This window comes from Mycobacterium liflandii, assembly GCF_022354805.1.
GTDB classification, from domain to species: domain Bacteria; phylum Actinomycetota; class Actinomycetes; order Mycobacteriales; family Mycobacteriaceae; genus Mycobacterium; species Mycobacterium marinum.
The window spans coordinates 896,696-919,443 of the sequence record NZ_CP023138.1; the positions used below are offsets into that span (position 1 = coordinate 896,696).

Consider the following 22,748-nt stretch of genomic DNA (forward strand, 5'->3'; position numbering starts at 1 on the left):
GCGTGATTCGCGCATTCTCGGCACTGATGAATTCGGGGGGTCGACCGCTGGAGTCCTGGTGAGCGCAGCGAGCTCATCGGATCGGAGTTTCTCGATGTGTTGGCCTCGGTGCCAGACCCGAGGGACCCACGCGGTCGGAGGTATTCGCTGATGGCTTTGTTGGCGATCGCGGTTCTGGCCACTGCCGCGGGGATGCGCGGCTATGCTGGTTTTGCCACATGAGCGGCCACCGCTCCCGATGATGTGTTGGCCCAATTAGGGGTCCGGTTCCGGCGGCCCAGTGAGAAGACCTTCCGCGCTGTTTTGTCTCGGCTAGACCCCGCCGACCTCAACGCCAGGATGGGCAGTTACTTCACTGCACACGTGGCCAGCAGCGGCCCCAGTGGATTGGTGCCGATCGCGTTGGACGGCAAGATGCTGCGTGGTGCTTTACGCGCCAAAGCGACAGCCACGCATCTCGTGTCGGTGTTCGCCCACCGTGCCCGATTGGTGCTCGGTCAACTCGCTGTCGCCGAGAAAAGCAATGAAATTCCCTGCGTACGTGCCCTGCTCACGCTGCTGCCGGGTAGCTTGCGGTGGCTGGTCACCGTGGATGCGATGCATACCCAGGTCGTCACCGCGAAGTTGATCTGCGCCACTTTGAAGTCGCACTACCTGATGATCGTCAAGTCCAACCAAGCCAAAATACTTGCGCGTATCACCGCGCTGCCCTGGGCCGAGGTGCCCGCAGCCGCTACCGACGACTCCCGCGGCCACGGCCGTGTCGAGACCCGCACCCTGCAAATCATCACCGCTGTACGAGGAATCGGCTTCCCCTACGCAAAACAAATCATCCGGATCACTCGTGAACGCTTGATCACCGCCACCGACCAGCGCAGCGTGGAGGTGGTCTATGCCATCTGCAGCCTGCCGTTCGAGCACGCCCGCCCTACCGCGATCATGACCTGGATGCGTCAACACTGGGGAATCGAGAACAGCCTGCACTGGATACGCGACGTCACCTTCGACGAAGACCGTCAAAGGGCACATACCGGAAACGGCGCACAGGTCCTAGCAACGCTACGCAACACCGCGATCAATCTGCACCGCCTCAACGGCGCCGACAACATCGCCGAAGCCTGCCGGATCACCGCTTTGACCGCCAACCGCCGCCTAGACCTCCTCAATCCACAATTCCCCAGCTCACAAGCCTGCTAATCAACAACGCCGGAGCCCTGGTGTTGACGGCGTCGAGGTAACTGGTCGAAGGAATTGGTGTTCCGGTTCCGCCCATGGCGATCGCGACGTAGTCGTTGAACACGGCCGGCACAGTCGGCGGCGAATTCGGCGAATAAAGTCCAGCGGTCGCTTCTTCTAGCAGGGCGGCGTTGTTGATTTCTTCGGCATTGATGTAGTAATTCGCAACCGTGGCCAGCCGCTGAGCGATCTGCGCGTGAAACGCGGCCAGTTGTGTGCTGATCCCGCCGATATTCGGCGCCGAACGTGCCCAACAGTTGCGCGATGGCGGTCGACACTTCGTCGGCGGCCGCCGACAGGATCGCGGTGGTGGGGCCCGCCGCAGCGGCGGTGGCTTCACTCAGGGCCGAACCGATACCCGTCAGCTCAGTAGCCGCCGCCGCTATTGCCGGCGGTTGCGCAACTACGTACGACAACGCGCTGTCCCTCCTGGCAAGCGGGGGCGGTTACTCACCCCGCAATGCCGGTACCCGTTGAGCGTAAAGCGATTCCACGCTCGCGTTCGGGCTTTTGGAGCAATCAGCGCCGACCCGTGGTGCGTCAGCCGAGCAACGCGCTGCGCAGCTGGTGCCGGTCGGCTTTGGTGATGCCGGAGTCGGCCAGATAGCCATCCAGTGAGCCGAAAGTCTCGTCGATCGTCTGCCATGCCGCGGCCAGGTACTCGGGGCGGACGCCGAGGACGCCATCGGATAACCGGGCCTTGGTGAAGGTCACTACCTCGGGCGTCAGTTCGACGTCGGTGCGCTCTCGGATCATTTCCGAGATCCGGTCACGCAGCTGCGGAACCGCGTCGTTGCTGCGCAGATAATCCGCCAGGATCACCTCGCGGTCCACGCCGACGGCTTCGAGCACCGTGGCGACCACAAAGCCGGTGCGGTCTTTGCCGGCAAAGCAGTGCGTGAGCACCGGGCGCCCCGCGGCCAGCAGCGTGAACACGCGGTGTACCGCGCGCTGGGCCCCGGTGCGCATCGGGAATTGCCGGTATTCGTCGGCCATGTGGCGGGCGGCGACCTGATCGATCGCCTCGCTGGATTCACCCGCGTCGCCGTCGGTCAGGAGTCGTTTGAACGCCGTCTCATGGGGCGCGTTGTCGTCGGTGCCGGCTTGGTCGTCGGCGAGATCGGGAAACGGCAACAGGTGGACGTCGACCCCGGCCGGCACCTGCCCCGGCCCGCGCCGGGCGACCTCGCGCGACGAGCGCAGGTCGGCGACGTCGGTGATCTTGAATCGGCGTAGGGCGGCACGGCCCTGATCGTCAAGACCGCTCAGCTCGCTGGACCGGAACAGCCGTCCCGGGCGAAGCGCCGCCGTGCTGTCGGCAACGTCGCGAAAATTCCAGGCGCCCGGAAGTTCGGGACCGGTCTCAGCCATGGGAGGTGACCGCCGCCGCGAACGCGGATTTTTCCCGTCCGAGTTCGGCACGTGCGATGGATCGCATGTGCACCTCGTCGGGGCCGTCGAAAATTCGCATCGCGCGATGCCAGCTGTACAGCCGGGCCAGCGGGGTGTCGTTGCTGACGCCCGCGGCGCCGTGCACCTGGATGGCGCGGTCGATGACGTCGCAGGCCACCTGAGGGGCCACCGCCTTGATCATCGCCACAAGATGGCGGGCTTCCTTGTTGCCGTGCCGGTCGATCGTCCACGCCGCCTTCTCGCACAGCAGTCTGGCCTGGTCGATCTCGTTGCGGGATTTGGCGATCGCCTGCTGCACCATGCCCTGCTCGGCCAGCGGCCGACCGAATGCCACCCGGTTGCGGGCGCGGTCCACCATGAGCGCCAACGCGCGTTCGGCCCCGCCCAGCGCTCGCATGCAGTGGTGGATGCGCCTTGGTCCCAGGCGCGCCTGCGCGATCGCGAACCCGGTTCCCTCTTCGCCGAGCAAATTGGTGGCCGGCACCCGGACGTTGTCGTAGACCACCTCGCAGTGGCCGTGCTGATCCTGCCAGCCGAACACCGGCGTCGACCGGGCGATCGTCACCCCCGGGGTATCCATCGGGACCAGGATCATCGACTGTTGCTGATGGGCGGCCGCATCGGGGTTGGTGCGGCCCATCACGATGAGGATCTTGCAGAGGGGATCGGCGGCACCCGACGTCCACCACTTGCGGCCGTTGATGATGTAGTCGGCGCCGTCACGCGAGATGGTGGTCTCGATGTTGCGGGCATCACTGCTGACCACCGCCGGCTCGGTCATGGAGAAGGCGCTGCGAATCTCGCCGTGCAACAACGGGTCCAGCCACTGCTGGCGCTGCTCGTCGGTGCCGAACATGTGCAGGATCTCCATGTTTCCGGTGTCCGGCGCCGCGCAATTGAGTGCCTCTGGCGCAATCTCGAGACTCCACCCGGTCAACTCGGCCAGCGGCGCGTATTCCAGGTTGGTCAGGCCGGACTCGGCCGGGAGAAACAGGTTCCACAGGCCGCGCGCCTTGGCGTTGGCCTTGAGTTCCTCGACGACGGGCGGGACGGTGTGATCGTTCGGACCGGCGTCTTCGCGGTACTTGTCGTAATCCGCCTCGGCCGGAAATACGTATTCCGTCATGAAGTCGGACAACCGTTGGTGGTAATCGATGGCCTTGGCCGACATCGCGAAGTCCATTCCGCCACGATAGGACACGTGTCACGGCGCCGAATCTGAGGTCGTCAACGCGACACTTAAACGCCTGCCAAGACACGCCGTTGGGTATCGCAATGGCTTAAGTCTGGGCGGGGCTGTCGGCGGGTCCTGCCAGGGTCTGGTCATGGACGCCAGGGAGGCCAGGGCCGCCAGGAGCGAAGACGTGTTCGTGGGCAGCGAGGCGGTGCGGCGGGGGAGGCTGAGCCCGTATCGGCTGCGAACCGAATTCCGCGCCATCTACCCCGACGTCTACCTGCCCGCCCACGCCGCACCGTCGTTTCGAACGCGCTGCAAGGCGGCGTGGCTATGGACGGGCCGGCGGGGCGTGCTGGGCGGGCTTGCGGCCGCCGGGTTGCATGGCTCGGACTGGATCGGGGACGACGAGCCGGTCGAGTTGATCTGGCGAAACCCCCATCCCCCGGCCGGGGTGATCACGCGCAATCAGCGAATCGAGCCCGACGAGGTGACGCGTGTTGCCGGGCTGGCGGTGACCACGCTGGCGCGGACGGCCTTTGACCTGGGGCGGCAGCTACCCGGCGGCGAGTCGGTGGCGCGGCTGGACGCGTTGATGCGGGCGACGGCGTTCTCCGGCGAGGATGTGCTGCTGCTCGCCAAGCGGTACTCGGGAGTGCGCGGGCTGCGGCGGCTGCGCGCCACGCTTCCGCTGGTCGACGCGGGCGCCGCCTCGCCCCGGGAAACCTGGCTGCGGATGGTCTTGATCGATGCGGGCCTGCCCGTTCCCGTCACCCAAATACCGGTGCACCAGAACTGGCGTCTGGTCGCGGTGCTCGACATGGGCTGGCAGAAATACCAAGTGGCTGCCGAGTATGACGGTGACCAGCATCGCTTCGACCGCCGGCAATATGCCCGCGACCAGTGGCGGCTGCGCAAGCTCGACGAGTTGGGCTGGATCGTCATCCGGGTGATCGCCGGGGACGCACCCGAAGACGTCGTCCGTCGGGTCCGCCAAGCCCTGGCCCGGCGGGGCCATCGCGAGACATAAGGGGTTGCGACTTGCTGCGGCGTGTCCGCGCAACCGCTTCAGTGTCGCGTCGGTCGAGGCGCACGATGAACCCCATGACTGAGAGCCGGCCCCCATTTCCGCCGTTCACCTTCGAAACCGCTACCCAGAAGGTCCAGGCCGCCGAGGACGCGTGGAATACCCGCGACCCGCAGCGGGTCAGCCTGGCCTACACAGTGGACTCGCGGTGGCGAAATCGCGACGAGTACGTCGTCGGCAGGGAACAGATCGTCGCCTTCTTGACCCGCAAGTGGCAGCGCGAACTCGACTACTCGCTGCGAAAGAGCCTGTGGAGCTTCGGTGAGGACCGCATTGCGGTGCGGTTCCAGTACGAGTCGCGTGATGCCACGGGTCAGTGGTACCGCAGTTACGGAAACGAACTGTGGGAATTCACCCCCTCGGGACTGATGGCCCGCCGCGAGGCGAGCATCAACGATGTGGCGATCACCGAACCGCAGCGACGCTTCTTCGGCCCGCGACCGGCCGCTGAACACGGCCAAGAGATCCCGATGTGGTGAGCGGCCAGCCGGTGTGACGCGGCGGAAAATACAACGCCATCTTGTGGCGCCACAACACCTGGACCGGTACCGGAGGCCGGGTGAACGGCGCACCATCAAGCGTTGAGTTGATGCTTCGCGATCAGCTCCCCGTGGACAGCGCAAATCGGTGTTTCGGCTGGCACACGTTAAGGTAGCCAAGCGCGCAGCCGAGCAAAACGGCAGATGAATCGCGCCGGAGAGTTAGAGGAAAGTAGACGCGCCATGACAGATCCGCAGACGACGGTGGGCGTGGTGGTCGAGTCCACGCCCGACGAGCGCCGCGTCGCGCTGGTACCCAAGGCGGTCGGCTCGCTGGTGAACAGCGGGGTGGCCGTGGTGGTGGAATCCGGCGCCGGTGAGCGAGCGCTGCTGCCCGACGATCTCTACACCGAAGCCGGCGCCACCATCGGTGATGCGTGGGCCGCCGACGTAGTCGTCAAGGTCGCACCGCCGAGCGCCGACGAGGTCGGCAAGCTGCGCAGCGGGCAGACCCTGATCGGCTTTCTGGCCCCCCGCAATGCCGACAACTCGATCGGTGCGTTGAAGCAAGCCGGTGTCCAGGCCTTTGCGCTGGAAGCCATCCCGCGTATCTCGCGTGCCCAGGTGATGGACGCGTTGTCATCGCAGGCCAACGTGGCCGGCTACAAGGCCGTGCTGCTGGCGGCTTCGGAATCGACTCGGTTCTTTCCGATGCTGACCACCGCGGCGGGCACGGTGAAGCCGGCCACCGTCTTGGTGCTCGGCGTCGGGGTGGCCGGTCTGCAGGCGCTGGCCACGGCCAAGCGGCTGGGCGCCCGGACCACCGGGTACGACGTGCGTCCCGAGGTGGCAGACCAGGTGCGCTCGGTGGGTGCGCAGTGGCTCAACATCGGTATCGATGCCGCCGGTGAGGGCGGGTACGCCCGCGAACTCACCGACGAGGAACGTGCCCAGCAGCAGAAGGCGCTGGAGGCGGCGATCAGCGGTTTCGACGTGGTGATCACCACGGCGCTGGTTCCCGGCCGCCCCGCGCCGCGGTTGGTGACCGCCGCCGCCGTCGAGGCGATGAAGCCCGGCAGCGTGGTGGTGGACCTGGCCGGCGAGACCGGAGGCAACTGCGAACTCACCGAGCCTGGGCGGGTCGTGGTCAAGCACGATGTCACGATCGCCTCGCCGCTCAATCTGCCGGCGACGATGCCCGAGCACGCCAGTGAGCTCTACAGCAAGAACATCACCGCGCTGCTGGATCTGTTGCTCACCGACGGCAAACTGGCCCCGGACTTCGACGACGAAGTCATCGCGGACTCCTGCGTGACCCGCGGCGACGACTGAGAGGACTGCTCAACGATGTACGACGAGCTATTGGCCAACCTGGCGATCCTGGTGCTATCCGGGTTCGTCGGGTTCGCGGTCATCTCCAAGGTGCCCAACACCTTGCACACCCCGCTGATGTCGGGGACCAACGCCATCCACGGCATCGTCGTGCTCGGCGCGCTAGTGGTGTTCGGCGAGGTCGAGCATCCGTCGCTGGCGGTACAGATCATCCTGTTCGTCGCCGTGGTGTTCGGCACGCTCAACGTCATCGGCGGCTTCATCGTCACCGACCGCATGCTGGGCATGTTCAAGGGCAAGAAGAAAGTCGCGGCCGTCAAGGCCGAAAAAGCAGAAGGGTCCGCCGCCAAATGAACTACTTGGTGATCGGCCTCTATATCCTGGCGTTTTCGCTGTTCATCTACGGCTTGATGGGCCTGACCGGGCCCAAGACCGCGGTGCGCGGCAACCTGATCGCCGCGGTGGGCATGGCTATTGCGGTGGCCGCCACGCTGGTCAAGATCAGGCACACCGATCAGTGGGTGCTGATCATCGCGGGCCTGGTCGTGGGTGTCGCACTGGGTGTGCCGCCGGCCCGGTTGACCAAGATGACCGCGATGCCGCAGCTGGTCGCGTTCTTCAACGGCGTCGGCGGCGGCACCGTCGCGCTGATCGCGCTGTCGGAGTTCATCGAGACCAAGGGATTCTCGGCGTTCCAGCACGGCGAGTCGCCGACCGTGCACATCGTGGTGGCCTCGTTGTTTGCGGCGATCATCGGGTCGATCTCGTTCTGGGGCTCGATCATCGCGTTCGGCAAGCTGCAGGAGCTCATCTCCGGCGCGCCGATCGGCTTCGGTAAGGCCCAGCAGCCGGTCAACCTGCTGCTGCTGGTCGGGGCCGTGGTGGCAGCGGTGGTGATCGGTCTAGATGCGCATCCGGGCAGTGGCGGGGTGTCGCTGTGGTGGATGATCGGCCTGCTGGCCGCCGCCGGCGTGCTGGGTCTGATGGTGGTGCTGCCGATCGGCGGTGCCGACATGCCGGTGGTCATCTCGCTGCTCAACGCCATGACCGGGCTGTCCGCCGCGGCGGCGGGTCTGGCGCTGAACAACACCGCGATGATCGTCGCCGGCATGATCGTGGGCGCCTCGGGTTCGATCCTGACCAACCTGATGGCCAAGGCGATGAACCGCTCCATCCCCGCGATCGTCGCGGGTGGCTTCGGTGGCGGGGGCGTGTCTCCCAGTGCTGACGGCGGCGGTGACAAGCACGTCAAGGCCACCTCGGCCGCCGATGCGGCGATTCAGATGGCCTACGCCAACCAGGTGATCGTGGTGCCCGGCTATGGTCTGGCCGTCGCGCAGGCGCAGCACGCGGTCAAGGACATGGCCTCGCTGCTCGAGGACAAGGGTGTGGCGGTGAAGTACGCGATCCACCCGGTCGCCGGCCGGATGCCCGGGCACATGAACGTGCTGCTGGCCGAGGCCGAGGTCGACTACGACGCCATGAAGGACATGGACGACATCAACGACGAGTTCGCCCGCACCGATGTGGCGATCGTCATCGGCGCCAACGACGTGACCAACCCGGCGGCGCGCAACGACGCGTCCAGCCCGATTTACGGGATGCCGATTCTCAACGTCGACAAGGCCAAGTCGGTGATCGTGCTGAAGCGTTCGATGAACTCCGGGTTCGCCGGGATCGACAACCCGCTGTTTTACGGCGAGGGAACCACGATGCTGTTCGGTGACGCGAAGAAGTCGGTCACGGAGGTCGCCGAAGAACTCAAGGCGCTGTAGCGCGCCTCGAGAGCCGGGCTCGGCGGGCCCGGCTCGGGCCGCCTAGACGGGCGGGTAGGCCGGTGGCGGGTAGCCGTTGCCGTCGGTTACCCCGCGCAAGCCCCACGTCAGGTAGTTGAAGAAGAACTCGATCTCGTCGCTAGCGTCGTAGTCAGGACTCGGATCCATTACTCCACCTCTCGACTCGCGACTTCGTCCGCTAGCGAGTCTAGCCCCAACCGCGCCGGTGCAACAGGCGGTGCAGCCGTTGCATAGACTGTCCAACCAGTTGATTGGTAAATGCCTGATTCTGTGGCCCGCCCGGCTCGGCCAGGCAGTGACGATAGCGAGGGCAAATGCCGTCCGAAACTGGACTTTCACGTCGTGAGGAGTTGCTGGCAGTAGCGACTAAGTTGTTTGCTGCCAGGGGCTATCACGGCACTCGGATGGACGACGTCGCCGACGTGATCGGGCTGAACAAGGCGACGGTTTACCATTATTACGCCAGCAAGTCGCTGATCCTGTTCGACATCTACCGCCAGGCCGTCGAGGGCACCCTGGGCGCGTTGCACGCCGAGCCGTTGTGGACGGCTCGCGAGGCGCTCTATCAATACACCGTCCGGTTGCTCACCGGAATCGCCGACAACCCCGAGCGCGCCGCGGTGTACTTCCAGGAGCAGCCCTATATCGCCGAGTGGTTTACCCCCGAGCAGGTTGCCGAGGTCCGCGAAAAGGAAGCCCAGGTTCACGAGCACGTGCATGGCCTGATCGACCGCGGGATCGCCAGCGGGGAGTTCTACGAGTGCGATTCGCACGTGGTGGCGCTGGGCTATATCGGGATGACGCTGGGTAGTTACCGCTGGCTGCGGCCACACGGTCGGCGTACGGCCAGAGAGATCGCGGCCGAGTTCAGCACCGCTTTGCTGCGCGGGCTCATTCGCGATGAATCCATTCGCAACCAGTCGCCGCTGGGGTCGTGAAGTCGGCAGGTTCCTAGCCGGGGTTGATCGCCGGAAGCCTTTGCAGCACCGGCCCGATGGCATTGGTGACCAACGAAATGACGGTGACGCCCGGCTGGCCCAGGAAGAAATTCAGATCCGTGTCCAGGGACGGAAGATACGGATAGGCATTCGGTAGCGCCGATGCCGGCAGCAGGCCAAGATCCACCGCCAAGGCGGTGGATCCGTGCACGGCCCCGATGACCAGATCGGTGCCGATCACAAAGGGGTTGGGTATCGGGAACAGCGTGGCCGGGGTGGGGACGTTCGCGTAATCCTGGCCGGATCCCCAATCCGAATAGCCCAGGTCCACCAGCACCCGCAGGTCGGGCTGGATGAAGTCGGCTATCGGGTTGCCGATGAAGGGGATGGCGCGAACCGGTTCGAGTAGCGGCAGGTTCTTCGTCATGAACATGTAGTAGGTGGTGTTGCCGGTGTAGTCGGGTGAGGTTGGCAGCTGGACGGCGTTACTGACGTCGAGATTCGGATACAGCTCGTGGTGGCCGAGGCTCATCAAGGTGTTGAGGTCGGACAGGATGTTGAGCGGGTATCGAGGGAAATCACTGGTGGGGTCGTATTGGGTGGCGTAGATGGTGGTCGGGTAAGGGGTGTCCGGCGGGGTCGGCGAGGTAAACGTCAAGTCCACGAAGGGGATGTGCATTCCGGGGAAGCGGATGAAGATCCCTCCGTTGGGGGTGGCGGGATTGCCGGCCAGCACGAAGGACAGGTCACTGGGGTCCGGTCGTATGTCGACGGGCAGGGCCATCAGGCGCTGCATTTCCTGGGTGGCCACCACCGCGCTTTGTGAGAATCCGAAATTGATGACGTGCTGGCCCCCGTTGATCTGCACGCTGAGTGCGTTATTCAGATCGATGACGCCTTCGGCGACCGACTGATTGAGCGTCAGGCCCGATGTGAGCGGCCAGAACTGTGCGGGATAAGACAGGCCCACCGAGGTCGCGCCGGGGAAGAAGGGCTGGATGAATGCGTTGTTGATGGTCGTCACGTACAAGGGGAACGGTTGCGGGTCGAAGGTTCCGCCCATGATCAACGCGAATTCGGGGGTCAGCGACGGCTCGTTTGGTTGGGGATTAGGTCCGGTGGCGCTGTTGGAGCCGACATAGGTATAAGCCGGGTCCCACAGCTGTATGAACGGCTCGCTGAATTCGCCCACCGCGTTCGTCAGTGCCTCGGCGTTGTCGACCTCCGCCTGGGCGAATATGCCCCCGGCATTGGCCAGCAGTTCGGTGAATTCGTTGTGAAACGCACTTGCCTGGGTCAGGACCGCCTGGGCCGACAGCCCGTAGCCGCCGAATACCTTCGAGACGACGGTCGACACTTCGTCGGCTGCCGCCGCCAGCAGGTTGGTCGTCGGGTCGGCGGCGGCCAAGCTGGCGTCGGAGAGCGCCGATCCGATGCCGCCGATATCCGCGGCCGCCGTGCTCAAGAATTCAGGGATGGTTCGCATATACGACATATCGCCGCCTTCCCCGCAATCCGGGCGCTTCACCGTCGTTCAGAGACGACACTCAACCCGGTCATCACGCAACCTGAGTTCTAGTGCGAGCGTAGAACGGTTCTAGTCGACAGTTGGGGCGATTTAAAAAAGCTTTTACGCCAATGACACATTGTGCGTTCGTTTTCGGTGCGGCTGGAATGCGCGGCCGCCGCGCACCGCGGAGGGAATCAATCCCAGGACCAGGGCTCCGGCGTTGTTGATTAGCAGGCTTGTGAGCTGGGTTGATGATCTTTGGTGCCGCGCTATTGGGGCCGGAGTGTAGGCACGGGCTATCTGGAGAACGATCGAGTTGGTTACTGTTCGTCGTTGGTCTGGAGTTGCCCGTGCCTACCGTTTCAGTATTGCCTGTGTCGTCGGTTCCAGAGGTGTTCGACCGCTGGAGTCCTGGTGAGCGCAGCGAGCTCATCGGATCGGAGTTTCTCGATGTGTTGGCCTCGGTGCCAGACCCGAGGGACCCACGCGGTCGGAGGTATTCGCTGATGGCTTTGTTGGCGATCGCGGTTCTGGCCACTGCCGCGGGGATGCGCGGCTATGCTGGTTTTGCTACATGGGCGGCCACCGCTCCCGATGATGTGTTGGCCTAATTAGGGGTCCGGTTCCGGCGGCCCAGTGAGAAGACCTTCCGCGCTGTTTTGTCTCGGCTAGACCCCGCCGACCTCAACGCCAGGATGGGCAGTTACTTCACTGCACACGTGGCCAGCAGCGACCCCAGTGGATTGGTGCCGATCGCGTTGGACGGCAAGATGCTGCGTGGTGCTTTACGCGCCAAAGCGACAGCCACGCATCTCGTGTCGGTGTTCGCCCACCGTGCCCGATTGGTGCTCGGTCAACTCGCTGTCGCCGAGAAAAGCAATGAAATTCCCTGCGTACGTGCCCTGCTCACGCTGCTGCCGGGTAGCTTGCGGTGACTGGTCACCGTGGATGCGATGCATACCCAGGTCGTCACCGCGAAGTTGATCTGCGCCACCTTGAAGTCGCACTACCTGATGATCGTCAAGTCCAACCAAGCCAAAATACTTGCGCGTATCACCGCGCTGCCCTGGGCCGAGGTGCCCGCAGCCGCTACCGACGACTCCCGCGGCCACGGCCGTGTCGAGACCCGCACCCTGCAAATCATCACCGCTGCACGAGGAATCGGCTTCCCCTACGCAAAACAAATCATCCGGATCACTCGTGAACGCTTGATCACCGCCACCGACCAGCGCAGCGTGGAGGTGGTCTATGCCATCTACAGCCTGCCGTTCGAGCACGCCCGCCCTACCGCGATCATGACCTGGATGCGTCAACACTGGGGAATCGAGAACAGCCTGCACTGGATACGCGACGTCACCTTCGACGAAGACCGTCAAAGGGCACATACCGGAAACGGCGCACAGGTCCTAGCAACGCTACGCAACACCGCGATCAATCTGCACCGCCTCAACGGCGCCGACAACATCGCCGAAGCCTGCCGGATCACCGCTTTGACCGCCAACCGCCGCCTAGACCTCCTCAATCCACAATTCCCCAGCTCACAAGCCTGCTAATCAACAACGCCGGAGCCCTGTCGTATTGGGCGGTGTAAATGGCGGTGGGATAGGGCGAATCCGGCGGGGTCGCGCCATTGAACAACACATCCACAATCGGGAGGTAAAGACCGTTGAAGCGTTCGAGGACGCCGCCGTCGGGGTTGTTCGGATTGCCGGTCAGCACAAACGACAACTGGCTGGGACTGGGCGGATTCAGCTGGCTCATGAAAGCGCGTATTTGGTTGGTGGCAATCGTGGCGCTTTGCGAGTAGCCGAAGACGACGGCGGTATTTGCCGGGTCGTTGAGTTGGGCACTGAGCGCATCTCGCAATATGGCCACACCCTGGGCGACGGATTGGCCGAACGTCAGGCTGCCCAGATTGCTGGTAAATGGCCAGAGTTGCTCCGGCGTGAAGAGGACCTGTGTGGTGAACCCCGGGAAATGGGGATCGATGAAGAGATCTTGGACCGCCGTCACATACGTCGCGTCGGGCCAGGGTATTGCGGTGCCGCCCATGACGAACGCGACGTGGGTGCCCGCGGCCAGTGGGCCCGTCGCCGAAGTCACCGCGGCGGTGCCGAAGGCCCCACCCAGCAACGTCTGGGCTTGCGTGTTGAGCGCACCAAGCGCGTTGGAAGCTTCGGTGATCGCGTAGCTATCCCCCGCGGTCGCCAGCAACCGGGTGAACTCCGTTTGGAATGCGCCGGCTTGCGCGACGACGGACTGGTATTCCTGGCCGAACATGCCGAACAGTTTTGCGATGGCTCCCGAAACCTCGTCCGCGGCCGCGGCCGCCACACCGGTGGTCGGACCCGCAACGGCGGCGCTGGCCGCCTTGATCGCCGACCCGATCCCGTCCAGGTCGGTTGCCGCGGTCGTCAACATCTCGGGCGACGTGATCACGTACGACATATCCGCGCCCTTTCTAGACCGGGGCCGCTCGGCTGGGCCGGGACAAACCCGGAACCGGCGGAGCTGAGGTACGCAACCGACAGTAGAGCGAATCCGCGGGCCAGCGCGGCATTTTCCGCAAGCTATTGCTAGTGCCACTCATGGAAGCCACTCATGGAAAGACAGGTGGCGGAATCAGATGAAATATGTCTCCGAGGCCACCGCTGAGCAGCGATAGCAGCGTCACGCTCGGCTGGCCGAGGTAGAAATTCAGGCCCGGGTTGAGCGAGGGCACCCATGGATAGGTGTCGGGGAAGGACTCCGGTCCCAACAATCCGGCTTCGACCCCGATTTCCACCGCGGCACCGTAGGGCGCTTGCAGGCTCCCCTTGAGCAGGTAGTAGCTGACGGCGAACGGGTTGGGCACCGACAACAGTCCGGCCGGGGTGGGCACGTCCGCGTAGCTCAGGCCCGGTCCGTAATCGGAGTAGCCCAAGTCGACGAGCACCCGAAGTTGGGGCTGGATCAGGTCGGCGAGCGGTGGTCCGGCATAGGGGATGTCGCGAATCGGCTGGACCAGCGGCAGGTCCTGGGTCAAGTACATGTAGTAGTCGGTGTTGCCGGTGTAACCCGGAGACGTCGGCAACTGGATGGCTTGTCCCGACATCAGATCCGGGTAATTCCCGTGCACGTAGAAGTACCCCATGATGGCGTTGATGTCCGACAGGATGTTCAGCGGGTACTGCGGAGCGTGCGCGATCCCGTCGTATTGCGCCGTGAAGATCGAGGTCGGGTAGGGGTTGGCCGCGGGGGTCGCACCGTTGAACGGCACGTCCAGGAACGGGATGTAGAAGCCCGGGAAGCGGGCCAGCAGGCCGCCGTCGGGATTGTTGGGGGCGCCGACCATGATGAACGACAGGTCGCCAGGGTCGGGGGCACCGGTCCCCATCGCCATCAGCGCCAGGATTTCGTTGTTGACGATGGTGGCGCTCTGCGAGTAGCCGAACGCGACGACCTTGTTGCCCAGAGCCAGCTGCGTGTTGATGGCGTCGTTCAGCAGCGTCACGCCTTGCGCGACGGACTGGTTGAACGTCAAGTTGCCCAGCCCGGGAGTCACCGGCCAGAACTGTTCGGGAGTAAACAACGCTTGTGGGATGGCTCCGGAGAACAGCGGCTGGATGTAGTTGTTGTTGATGTCCGAAACGTAGCCGGGCCCGGGCAGTGGGACGCTGGTGCCGCCCATGATCAGCGCGACTACCGGATCGGCCATCAGGGTCGAGCTGACCGCGGTGAGGGCACCGGCGCTGCCCGCGCCTCCGGTGCCGATCGCCGCCGGCCCCAACAGCGACTGGATCGGTGTGGTGATGGCGGTGAGCGCGTCAGACACCCCGGCGGTTATCAGGCTCGCGTTCGCGGCTTCGGCTTGCGCATAGGCGGCTCCCGCGGCCGCCAGCGCGCGAGTGAATTCGGTATGGAAAGCCGACGCCTGGGCGATGGCCGCCTGGTACTCTTGGCCGTAGGCGCTGAAGACCTTCGCGATCGCTGCCGATACCTCGTCCTGTGCCGCCGCCAGCAGGCCCGAGGTTGGGGCCGCGGCCGCCGAATTGGCCACCTGGAGCGTCGCGGCGATTCCGTCTACATCGGTGGCCGCCGACGCTAATAGGTCGGGCGCTGTGAGAACGTACGACATCTCCCCGTCCTTCCCCGCAATCCGGGCCCAGGCCCGGTCGATCAGGACCAACCCGGAACCGCGGGTATGCGGGTATTAGGTATCAATCAGAGGGTAAAACGGTGTCGCCGTTAATTCCGGCGTTTGGGCAACCTCTTAGGGCTGGCCGGCCGGCTTCAGGTGCTTGTCGAGGAAGCCGAGTTGATCGGCCACTACGTGTTCGAAGGCGTCGCCGAGATAGATGGCGAAGTGCCCCTCTGGATAACGGATGACCTCACCGCGAGGAGCCCGGGCGGCGTAGCGCAGGGTGGGACCGGCGGGCGCGACGGAATCGGTTTCGCACACGCAGAACAGGATTGGGCAGGCGATCTTGCGCGCGCTGCGTCCCGGACGGTAGCCAAGCACCTTGATCCCGATCCGGGCCGCGACCTCATTGGGCACCTGGGTGCCCTGCGGCATCAGGCCCAGGTAGCCCGGGTAGGCGTCCGGAGCGGTCATCAGGGCAACCTCGCCCGGTTTGCCCGCGGTGGGAATCATCACCGGCGGCCTGCCCAACCGGGATCCGATGAGGTCGCGCATCGACCGCGCCGTGACACGGATGGCCGTGGTCGGCGCGATCGCGAGCACCGAGGCGATGCCATCGGTGAACGGGCACTGCGCCACCACCGCGGCGATGCCCGGTAGCCGGGCCGCCGTCGCGATCACATGCCCGCCGCCGAAAGAGGTGCCCCACAGGCCGATCCGGGCCTGGTCGACCCCGTCGCAGGTGCGCGCGTAGGCCACCGCCGCCGCCCAGTCCTGCAGCTGCATTCTGATGTCGAGTAGCTGGCGGGGCTGGCCCTCGCTGTCGCCGAAGTTGCGGTAGTCGAACACCAGGCAGGCGTAGCCGGCCGCGCTGAACCGTTGTGCGTAGGCGTCCAGGCGCATGGTGCGAACCGCGCCCAGACCATGCGCCATGACCAGCATGGGCACCGGGCGCGCGGGGTCGGCGCCGGCGGGCCGGTAGAGCCACGCGCTGATCAATGCCTCGCCGCAGGGGAACCGCACGTCCTGGCGTTGTGTCATCGGGGCTCTCCTTTGCGGCAGGGGCCGACGGCGTTCGTCACCTCCAAGAATTATGGACTACTGTCTAGAAAAGTTGCAGCGTTGCGGCGGGGTGGAGGACACCCCGTGGCGATCCGGGTTGCTCACGTCGGAACCGGAAACGTCGGGCGGCTGGCCCTGAGCGAGCTGGTGACCAACCCGGCGTTCGAGCTGACCGCGGTGTGTGTATCCACGCCCGAGAAGGTGGGCCGTGACGCCGGCGACCTCGCCGGGGTGGGTATCGAGACCGGGATCGCGGCGATCAACGATCTGGATGCGGTGCTGGCCACCGCGCCCGAGTGCGTCGTCTACTGCGCGATGGGAGACACCCGGCTGCCCGACGCAATGGCGGACGTGATGCGCATCCTGGCGGCCGGCAGCAATGTCGTGGGCTCTTCGCCCGGCTTGCTGCAATACCCCTGGGGCGTTATCCCCGACAAATACATTGCCCGGGTGCAACGCGCTGCCGAGCAGGGGAACTCGAGCATCTTCATCACCGGTGTCGACCCGGGGTTCATCAACGACCTCCTGCCGTTTGCCTTGGCCGGAACCTGTCAGCGCATCGAGCAGGTGCGCTGCATGGAGATCCACGACTATGCCTCCTATGACGGCGCAGAGGTCATGCACTACATGGGGTTCGGCAGATCCCTGGACGAGGTGCCCATGCTGCTGCAGCCGGGCGTGCTCGGCATTGCCTGGGGGACGGCGATCCGCCAGTTGGCGGCCGGCCTGGGTATCGAGGTTGACGAAATCACCGAGTCATATCAGCGTGAACCGGCGCCGGAAGATTTTGAGATCGCGGTGGGGCCGGTGGCCAAGGGCGCCCAAGCCGTGCTGCAATTCGAGATCCGGGGCATGGTCGACGGGCAGGCCGCCATCGTCATCGAGCACATCACCCGGTTGCGGCCCGACCTACGACCCGATTGGCCCCAACCCGCCTCCGGTGGAGGGTCCTATCGCATCGAAATCACCGGCGAGCCGTCCTATGCCGTGGACATCGTTCCGAGCAGCCGCAACGGCGATCACAACCACGCCGCCATCGTCGGCGCCGCGGGCCGCATCGTCAACGCGATCCCGGCGGTCCTCACGGCGACACCGGGCATCAGGACGACACTGGACTTGCCCCTAATCACGGGTAAAGGGCTGTACACGCCCATGGTCTCCAACTAACCGAAAGGATCACGACGGCATGGGACGGGTAGACGGAAAGGTTGCACTCATCAGCGGCGGCGCCCGGAGCATGGGCGCTTCACATGCGCGACTGCTGGTGCAAGAAGGCGCCAAGGTGGTGATCGGCGACATCCTCGACGAGGAGGGCAAGGCGCTGGCCGAGGAGATCGGGGACGCGGCGCGCTATGTGCACCTTGATGTCACCCAACCCGACCAGTGGGAGGCCGCGGTCGCGACGGCCGTCGACGAGTTCGGCAAGCTCGACGTGCTGGTCAACAACGCCGGGATCGTCGCGCTCGGGCAACTCAAGAAGTTCGATCTCGGCAAGTGGCAGAAGGTGATTGACGTCAACTTGACCGGGACGTTCCTAGGCATGCGGGCGGCGGTCGAGCCCATGACCGCTGCCGGTTCAGGCTCGATCATCAATGTGTCGTCGATCGAGGGCCTGCGCGGCGCTCCGGCGGTACACCCCTATGTCGCGTCCAAGTGGGCGGTGCGCGGCTTGACCAAGTCGGCGGCCCTGGAGTTGGCGCCGCTGAACATCCGGGTGAACTCGATTCACCCCGGCTTCATTCGGACGCCGATGACGGCCAACCTGCCCGACGACATGGTCACCATTCCGCTGGGGCGACCGGCGGAGTCCCGTGAGGTGTCGACCTTCGTCGTGTTCCTGGCCAGTGACGATGCGTCCTACGCGACCGGTAGCGAATTTGTGATGGATGGGGGCCTGGTCACCGACGTGCCGCACAAGCAGTTTTAGCACTTGCTATAACCACGAGCATGCTGCGCAGTCTCGCGAATGTGGTTGGTTCCAGTCATGTCCTCACCGATCCGGACGTATTGGCCGGCCGCAGCGTCGACCACACCGGCCGCTATCGGGGCCGGGCCAGCGCGCTGGTGCGCCCGGCTTCGGCCGATCAGGTGGCCGAGGTGCTGCGGGTGTGCCGGGATGCCGGGGCGCACGTCACCGTGCAGGGCGGCCGCACCTCGCTGGTCGCCGGGACCGTGCCCGAACACGACGACGTGCTGTTGTCCACCGAACGGATTTGCGACGTCGCCGATGTCGACACCCTCGAGCGCCGAGTCGCGGTGGGCGCGGGGGCGACTCTGGCGGCGGTGCAGCGCGCCGCGACCGCGGCCGGACTGGTGTTCGGTGTGGATCTGTCGGCGCGGGAGTCCGCGACCGTCGGCGGGATGGCATCCACCAACGCCGGCGGGCTGCGGACGGTCCGCTACGGCAACATGGGCGAGCAGGTCGTCGGCCTGGACGTGGCGTTGCCCGACGGTTCGGTGTTACGCCGGCACAGCCTGGTGCGCAGCGACAACACCGGCTATGACCTGCTGGCGCTATTCGTGGGAGCCGAGGGAACTCTCGGAGTCATCACCGCGCTGGACCTGCGGCTGCACCCCACCCCGTCGCACCGGCTGACCGCGGTCTGCGGCTTCGCCGACCTCGAGGCACTCGTCGATGCCGGCCGGGTGTTTCGTGATGTCGGCGGGATTGCGGCACTGGAACTGATCGACGGCCGGGCCGCGGCGCTGACCCGCGAGCATCTCGGGGTGCCGGCTCCGGTGCCGGGGGACTGGCTGCTATTGGTGGAACTGGCCGCCGACCACGACCAAACCGAGCGGCTGGCCTATCTGCTCGACGGCGTACGGTTGTGCGGTGATCCGGCGGTGGGCGTGGATGTTGCTGCGCAGCAACGGTTGTGGCGCATTCGGGAATCCTTGGCCGAGGTGTTGGGTGTATATGGTCCGCCGCTGAAGTTCGACGTTTCGCTGCCCCTGGCGGCGATCAGCGAATTTGCCGCCGCAGCGGCGACGTTGGTCGCGGCGCACGTGCCCGAGGCGATTCCGCTGCTGTTCGGCCACATCGGCGAGGGCAACGTGCATTTGAATGTGCTGCGCTGCCCGGTGCCGCGCGAGCCGGCGCTGTACCAGGAGATGATGTCGCTCATCGCGCAGTGCGGCGGCAATGTCAGCTCGGAGCACGGAATCGGCAGCCGCAAGCGACCGTATCTGCAGATGTCCCGCGAGGACACCGACATCGCGGTGATGCGGGCCGTCAAGGCGGCGCTGGACCCGACCGGCTACCTCAACCCCGCGGTGCTGTTCGATTGATTCCGTTCAGCCGCCCTTGAGGCCGACGGCATGGCGCAGCTGGGCGAGGAACTGGTCGGCGTCATCGCTTCGAACAATGTAGTGCGAGATGGCAATTCGGATCGCTGTTGCCGCCTTGACGGCGGCGTTGGGGCCGGGCAACAATCGCTGCAGCCCTTCGCGCATTTCCGGGATCACACCCGACATCTGGGAGATGACGAGCTCCGGTTCGATGTCGACCATCCGCACGCCCGAGTAGGAATATTGGTAGTCGACGATGAATCGTAAAGCGGCGTCGAGCTTGTCGACGCCCTTCAATCCGGCGGTGGCCTTGCTCAAGCCGCTTTCGAAGACCTGGCGCTCATAGCGTGAAAACGTGGCGAGCAACTCTTCTTTGGAGGCGAACCAGCGGTAGAGCGTGGGGCGCGATACGCCCGCCTGGGCGGCGACTTCGGAGAGGCTGAGCTTGGTCTTGCCGCTGCGCGCCAGCACTTCGGCGGTGGCCGCGAGGATGCGCTGACGCGTCGACGTGTCGCCGTCAGTGGTGTCGATTGCCCCAAACGCCTGGCTCATGTCTGAAACCTTACGAAAGATCCGCGGGTGTCACCGATTTTGGCGCTGCTTTCCAACATCATCGGGCCCGCCGGCGCACCAGGACCGATTGCGCGATGGTGCCGACCGCACCTTGCTGGTCGAACAGGGTGCCCGCCGCCGTGCCGATTCCGTCGGGTCCGTAGCTGGTTTCGGCACGAATGCCGATCCAATCCCCGGCCGGGATCCGGAACACGTGCACGGCCAGGTCGGTGTTGAGGAAGGTCCACTTGGTGATATCCAGCTTGCTGCCGATGCCGTTGGCGCAGTCCGCCACCGCGAACAGCCGTTCTAGCGGCGTCATGGTCTCGCCGTTGACCAGATCCACGGTCGGCTTGATCCAGCATTCACCCGGGCCCGGGGTCATCGGCTCGGTGAGCCAGCGCCAGTCCAGGCTGTGCACGTAGTTGCGGTCCCAACTCATCGGCGCCAGCTTGCGGTTGCGGGCCTCGGCGAGCGGGCGGGGCGGCTGTTCGGCCGCGTGGCGGAGTTCTTGGGTGTCCAACTAGGCTAGTCGCCATCCGCTGGCGCGGGCCACCGCCCGGGGCCGGCCATCGGGGCCTGGCGCGGCCAGCTCGGCGCTGACCAACTCGATCTGCTTGCCGCCGCGTTCGATCCGCGAACTCACCCAAAGGTCGCCGTCGGCCGGCACCGCTCCGATCAAGTCGACGACCACCCGGCTCAGCCGGGTGTCTTCACGCCAGGCGCATCGCTGCAGCGCTCGGACCAGCAGCGCCGACACCGGAGCGCCGTGTTGGATCGAGGCCGACCAGGTGCCGCGCACCAGGTCGGTCGCGGCAAACTTCTCGCCCAGCGCATCGGCGTCATCGATCAGCTCGCAATAGGAGTCGGTCATATCACCACTCTTCCGTGTTGGGGCCGGGGCCGGGGCCGGTCAAGGCAGGCCGGCGCCGGGGGTGGCCACGGTGACGGCATCCAGCTGGGAAAGCCGGGTGCCGATCAGCCGCTTGGGATACGCGTCGGTGCTGGACAGCAGGAACAACGTGCGGCGTCCGGGCCCGCCCAATGCGCATGCGATGGCAACCCGATCACCCATGTCGATGCGGTCGGTCACCACCCCGCCCGCGACGATCCGCTCGAATTGGTGAGCCAGCGTCATGGCCGCCCAGACCGCACCCTCGGCGTCGAGGGCGATGCCGTCGGGGGCCCGTCCAGGCCCGCGGCGAAGACCCGGCGGTCGTTGAGCGCGCCGTCGGCGCTGACGGTGAATGCGCTGAGCCGGCGGCCGACCGACTCGGCGACGATGAGCGTGTCGTGGTCGGGGGTAATGACCATCCCGTTGGGGAAGTCGAGGTCCTCGGCGACGACCTGTGCGCTGTTGTCAGTATCGAGCCGGATGATCACGCCGCCCGAGAAGGACTGGCACCCGATATAGGCGCGGCCCGCACGGTCGATCACCATGTCGCCGAGGTCGGCGGGTGCCAAGTCGCGCAGATCGGCGACCGTGACCACGGTGTCGCCGTCGTAGCGCAGGACCAGCCGGTCGTGCGCCGACGCAATCAACAGTGTCCCGTCGGGCCGGAACCCCAGCCCGCAAGGGGAGTGGCCGGGCAGCGGCAGGGTGGTCAGCGAGCCGTGCATGTCCGAGGTGTGTACGGCCTCGCCCAGCATGTCGGAGAACCAGAGCAGCCCCTCGAACCAGCGCGGCCCCTCGCCGAAACAGAAGCCGCGAGCCAGCGGGCTTACCTCTCGACGCGTGCCGTTACAAATCACGGCAAAAGTGTCATGCACTTCGGGTGCCGCTGTCAACGCGGGGCGACCCGGCGTCCGTGCTTCACAAACAATGTCCAAAATGTCACGCTGAGCCGGGAGCTGACAGCGAGGTGAGCGCATTGACCACAGATTCTGAACAGGCCCAGTGGTCAGTCGATGGCCTGCTCGAACTTTTCCAGGTGCGCGCCGAGGGGGTCGATCGGTTCACCGCCGACACTGGAATCGCCGGCCACGACGGGCGGCAGGTGGTGGAAGGCACCCAAGTGGTCGCGCAGGCCATCATGGCCGTGGCGAGCCGGTTCGAGGGCAAGTCGGTGCGCTCGGCGCACGCCGTTTTCTGCCGCGCCGTCATCGTCGGCCCGCCGCTCGAACTGGTCCTCGACGTAGTCCATGAAGGCCGATCGACGGCCACCGCGATCGTCGCGGCCAATCAGAAGGGCAAGCGCTGCTTGACCGTGACGGTGCTGGCCGACATCCCCACCGGGGATGTGATCAAGCATCACCTGCCGCGCCCACCGGTGGTTGCGCCCGCCGACGCCAACGTTTCGGAAATGCCGATGGCCGGCCGGCAGTTGCGGCTCGTCGATGTCGTCGACGTCAACAGTCCCGACGAGGTGGGGCCGCCGGAACTGTATGCGTGGCTGCACTACGAACCAATTCCGGACCGCGACGACCTGGCCAAGGCGCTGATCGCGTATTTCACCGGCCACCTTGGGATTTCAACCACCATGGGGGCGCATCCGGGCATCGGCACCAGCCAAGCCCATCTGAGCGTGTCGACCGCGCCGATGACGATCTCGGTCGCTTTCCATGAACCCGTGCGCTGGGACGGTTGGTTGCTCTACAGCCACGAGAGCACTCAGGTCGGCGCGGGAATGTCCTATGTGCGCGGCACGGTGCACACCGAACAGGGCGCCCTCATCGCCTCGTTCGCCCAGGAGGCGCTGATCCGGCCGCTTCGTACCAGTGACACCTCGATCGATGCCCGGTCGCGGTTCTAGCGGCGGGA

Annotated in this window: 19 protein-coding genes and 4 pseudogenes; 12 read left to right on the forward strand and 11 right to left on the reverse strand. The window is 65.5% G+C overall.

What is annotated here, in order from left to right; all coding sequences use genetic code 11:
• The first annotated feature begins 30 nt into the window (after nt 1-30).
• Nucleotides 31-1,197, forward strand: a pseudogene (locus tag CKW46_RS04155) (ISAs1-like element IS2404/ISMul1 family transposase).
• On the opposite strand, the gene CKW46_RS04160 reads toward CKW46_RS04155, so the two are convergent.
• From CKW46_RS04160 to CKW46_RS04170, 3 genes are all read right to left on the reverse strand, one after another.
• Complete coding sequence (locus tag CKW46_RS04160) at nt 1,194-1,652, reverse strand: PE family protein (RefSeq protein WP_499018807.1); 459 nt, start codon at nt 1,650-1,652, stop codon at nt 1,194-1,196. The pseudogene CKW46_RS04155 and the gene CKW46_RS04160 sit on opposite strands and share 4 nt — an antisense overlap.
• Nucleotides 1,653-1,776: 124 nt before the next feature.
• Nucleotides 1,777-2,607, reverse strand: a complete 831-nt coding sequence (locus CKW46_RS04165) for a tyrosine-protein phosphatase (RefSeq protein WP_482052862.1) — start codon at nt 2,605-2,607, stop codon at nt 1,777-1,779.
• The gene (locus CKW46_RS04170; RefSeq protein ID WP_161964857.1) at nt 2,600-3,820 is read right to left on the reverse strand and encodes an acyl-CoA dehydrogenase family protein; all 1,221 of its coding nucleotides are present in this window, start codon (nt 3,818-3,820) and stop codon (nt 2,600-2,602) included. The genes CKW46_RS04165 and CKW46_RS04170 overlap by 8 nt, the downstream gene beginning before the upstream one ends.
• Nucleotides 3,821-3,974: 154 nt before the next feature.
• Here CKW46_RS04170 and CKW46_RS04175 point away from each other — a divergent pair, with 154 nt between their 5' ends.
• The 5 genes from CKW46_RS04175 (at nt 3,975) to CKW46_RS04195 (ending at nt 8,496) form a co-directional block, all read left to right on the forward strand.
• Entirely contained in the window at nt 3,975-4,853 is an 879-nt protein-coding gene (locus CKW46_RS04175; protein WP_482052863.1) for a putative endonuclease domain-containing protein, read from the forward strand.
• A gap of 74 nt (nt 4,854-4,927) precedes the next feature.
• Complete coding sequence (locus tag CKW46_RS04180; protein ID WP_020785114.1) at nt 4,928-5,389, forward strand: nuclear transport factor 2 family protein; 462 nt, start codon at nt 4,928-4,930, stop codon at nt 5,387-5,389.
• 243 nt (nt 5,390-5,632) lie between these two features.
• Nucleotides 5,633-6,721 (forward strand): Re/Si-specific NAD(P)(+) transhydrogenase subunit alpha, encoded by a 1,089-nt coding sequence (locus CKW46_RS04185; protein WP_015354153.1) that lies wholly within the window; start codon nt 5,633-5,635, stop codon nt 6,719-6,721.
• A gap of 15 nt (nt 6,722-6,736) precedes the next feature.
• Entirely contained in the window at nt 6,737-7,075 is a 339-nt protein-coding gene (locus CKW46_RS04190) for an NAD(P) transhydrogenase subunit alpha part 2 (RefSeq protein ID WP_011742254.1), read from the forward strand.
• The gene (locus tag CKW46_RS04195; RefSeq protein ID WP_012392359.1) at nt 7,072-8,496 is read left to right on the forward strand and encodes an NAD(P)(+) transhydrogenase (Re/Si-specific) subunit beta; all 1,425 of its coding nucleotides are present in this window, start codon (nt 7,072-7,074) and stop codon (nt 8,494-8,496) included. The genes CKW46_RS04190 and CKW46_RS04195 overlap by 4 nt, the downstream gene beginning before the upstream one ends.
• Nucleotides 8,497-8,538: 42 nt before the next feature.
• On the opposite strand, the gene CKW46_RS04200 is transcribed toward CKW46_RS04195, so the two are convergent.
• Entirely contained in the window at nt 8,539-8,664 is a 126-nt protein-coding gene (locus CKW46_RS04200; protein ID WP_012392360.1) for a hypothetical protein, read from the reverse strand.
• A 167-nt stretch (nt 8,665-8,831) separates the two neighbouring features.
• On the opposite strand from CKW46_RS04200, the gene CKW46_RS04205 reads away from it, so the two are divergent.
• The gene (locus tag CKW46_RS04205; RefSeq protein WP_117436492.1) at nt 8,832-9,455 is read left to right on the forward strand and encodes a TetR/AcrR family transcriptional regulator; all 624 of its coding nucleotides are present in this window, start codon (nt 8,832-8,834) and stop codon (nt 9,453-9,455) included.
• A gap of 13 nt (nt 9,456-9,468) precedes the next feature.
• Here the strand turns inward: CKW46_RS04205 and CKW46_RS04210 are convergent, their stop codons facing one another.
• Nucleotides 9,469-10,950, reverse strand: coding sequence for a PE-PPE domain-containing protein (locus CKW46_RS04210; RefSeq protein ID WP_499018809.1), 1,482 nt, complete (start codon nt 10,948-10,950; stop codon nt 9,469-9,471).
• A gap of 365 nt (nt 10,951-11,315) precedes the next feature.
• On the opposite strand from CKW46_RS04210, the pseudogene CKW46_RS04215 reads away from it, so the two are divergent.
• A pseudogene (locus CKW46_RS04215) lies at nt 11,316-12,518 on the forward strand (ISAs1-like element IS2404/ISMul1 family transposase).
• On the opposite strand, the gene CKW46_RS04220 reads toward CKW46_RS04215, so the two are convergent.
• From CKW46_RS04220 to CKW46_RS04230, 3 genes are all read right to left on the reverse strand, one after another.
• Nucleotides 12,484-13,413 (reverse strand): PE-PPE domain-containing protein, encoded by a 930-nt coding sequence (locus tag CKW46_RS04220; RefSeq protein ID WP_275540286.1) that lies wholly within the window; start codon nt 13,411-13,413, stop codon nt 12,484-12,486. The pseudogene CKW46_RS04215 and the gene CKW46_RS04220 sit on opposite strands and share 35 nt — an antisense overlap.
• A 151-nt stretch (nt 13,414-13,564) precedes the next feature.
• A complete protein-coding gene (locus CKW46_RS04225) occupies nt 13,565-15,082 on the reverse strand; it encodes a PE family protein (protein WP_041299896.1) in 1,518 nt (505 codons plus the stop codon).
• Nucleotides 15,083-15,217: 135 nt separating this feature from the next.
• Nucleotides 15,218-16,126, reverse strand: a complete 909-nt coding sequence (locus CKW46_RS04230; RefSeq protein WP_015354157.1) for an alpha/beta hydrolase — start codon at nt 16,124-16,126, stop codon at nt 15,218-15,220.
• 105 nt (nt 16,127-16,231) lie between these two features.
• Between CKW46_RS04230 and CKW46_RS04235 the strand changes: the two genes are divergently transcribed.
• From CKW46_RS04235 to CKW46_RS04245, 3 genes are read left to right on the forward strand one after another with little or no spacing between them, the layout of a single operon-like run.
• Nucleotides 16,232-17,314, forward strand: coding sequence for an NAD(P)H-dependent amine dehydrogenase family protein (locus CKW46_RS04235; RefSeq protein ID WP_015354158.1), 1,083 nt, complete (start codon nt 16,232-16,234; stop codon nt 17,312-17,314).
• Between the two features lie 19 nt (nt 17,315-17,333).
• Nucleotides 17,334-18,074: a glucose 1-dehydrogenase gene (locus tag CKW46_RS04240; protein ID WP_015354159.1), complete on the forward strand. Its 741-nt coding sequence runs from the start codon at nt 17,334-17,336 to the stop codon at nt 18,072-18,074.
• 20 nt (nt 18,075-18,094) lie between these two features.
• A complete protein-coding gene (locus CKW46_RS04245) occupies nt 18,095-19,435 on the forward strand; it encodes an FAD-binding oxidoreductase (protein ID WP_015354160.1) in 1,341 nt (446 codons plus the stop codon).
• A gap of 6 nt (nt 19,436-19,441) precedes the next feature.
• Here the strand turns inward: CKW46_RS04245 and CKW46_RS04250 are convergent, their stop codons facing one another.
• From CKW46_RS04250 to CKW46_RS04260, 3 genes and pseudogenes are all read right to left on the reverse strand, one after another.
• A complete protein-coding gene (locus CKW46_RS04250; RefSeq protein WP_012392368.1) occupies nt 19,442-19,987 on the reverse strand; it encodes a TetR/AcrR family transcriptional regulator in 546 nt (181 codons plus the stop codon).
• A 58-nt stretch (nt 19,988-20,045) separates the two neighbouring features.
• A pseudogene (locus tag CKW46_RS04255) lies at nt 20,046-20,861 on the reverse strand (thioesterase family protein).
• A 39-nt stretch (nt 20,862-20,900) separates the two neighbouring features.
• Nucleotides 20,901-21,757, reverse strand: a pseudogene (locus CKW46_RS04260) (SMP-30/gluconolactonase/LRE family protein).
• A gap of 92 nt (nt 21,758-21,849) precedes the next feature.
• Here CKW46_RS04260 and CKW46_RS04265 point away from each other — a divergent pair.
• The gene (locus CKW46_RS04265) at nt 21,850-22,740 is read left to right on the forward strand and encodes an acyl-CoA thioesterase (protein WP_482052866.1); all 891 of its coding nucleotides are present in this window, start codon (nt 21,850-21,852) and stop codon (nt 22,738-22,740) included.
• The last annotated feature ends 8 nt before the right edge of the window (nt 22,741-22,748 follow it).

Coding starts and splice junctions, on each gene's coding strand:
- CKW46_RS04180 (WP_020785114.1), top strand. CDS start 4,928: ATGACTGAGAGCCGGCCCCCATTTCCGCCGTTCACCTTCGAAACCGCT.
- CKW46_RS04205 (WP_117436492.1), top strand. CDS start 8,832: ATGCCGTCCGAAACTGGACTTTCACGTCGTGAGGAGTTGCTGGCAGTA.
- CKW46_RS04210 (WP_499018809.1), bottom strand. CDS start 10,950: ATGTCGTATATGCGAACCATCCCTGAATTCTTGAGCACGGCGGCCGCG.
- CKW46_RS04170 (WP_161964857.1), bottom strand. CDS start 3,820: ATGTCGGCCAAGGCCATCGATTACCACCAACGGTTGTCCGACTTCATG.
- CKW46_RS04245 (WP_015354160.1), top strand. CDS start 18,095: ATGCTGCGCAGTCTCGCGAATGTGGTTGGTTCCAGTCATGTCCTCACC.
- CKW46_RS04220 (WP_275540286.1), bottom strand. CDS start 13,413: ATGTCGTACGTGATCACGTCGCCCGAGATGTTGACGACCGCGGCAACC.
- CKW46_RS04185 (WP_015354153.1), top strand. CDS start 5,633: ATGACAGATCCGCAGACGACGGTGGGCGTGGTGGTCGAGTCCACGCCC.
- CKW46_RS04175 (WP_482052863.1), top strand. CDS start 3,975: ATGGACGCCAGGGAGGCCAGGGCCGCCAGGAGCGAAGACGTGTTCGTG.
- CKW46_RS04240 (WP_015354159.1), top strand. CDS start 17,334: ATGGGACGGGTAGACGGAAAGGTTGCACTCATCAGCGGCGGCGCCCGG.
- CKW46_RS04225 (WP_041299896.1), bottom strand. CDS start 15,082: ATGTCGTACGTTCTCACAGCGCCCGACCTATTAGCGTCGGCGGCCACC.
- CKW46_RS04250 (WP_012392368.1), bottom strand. CDS start 19,987: ATGAGCCAGGCGTTTGGGGCAATCGACACCACTGACGGCGACACGTCG.
- CKW46_RS04230 (WP_015354157.1), bottom strand. CDS start 16,126: ATGACACAACGCCAGGACGTGCGGTTCCCCTGCGGCGAGGCATTGATC.
- CKW46_RS04190 (WP_011742254.1), top strand. CDS start 6,737: ATGTACGACGAGCTATTGGCCAACCTGGCGATCCTGGTGCTATCCGGG.
- CKW46_RS04200 (WP_012392360.1), bottom strand. CDS start 8,664: ATGGATCCGAGTCCTGACTACGACGCTAGCGACGAGATCGAGTTCTTC.
- CKW46_RS04165 (WP_482052862.1), bottom strand. CDS start 2,607: ATGGCTGAGACCGGTCCCGAACTTCCGGGCGCCTGGAATTTTCGCGAC.
- CKW46_RS04195 (WP_012392359.1), top strand. CDS start 7,072: ATGAACTACTTGGTGATCGGCCTCTATATCCTGGCGTTTTCGCTGTTC.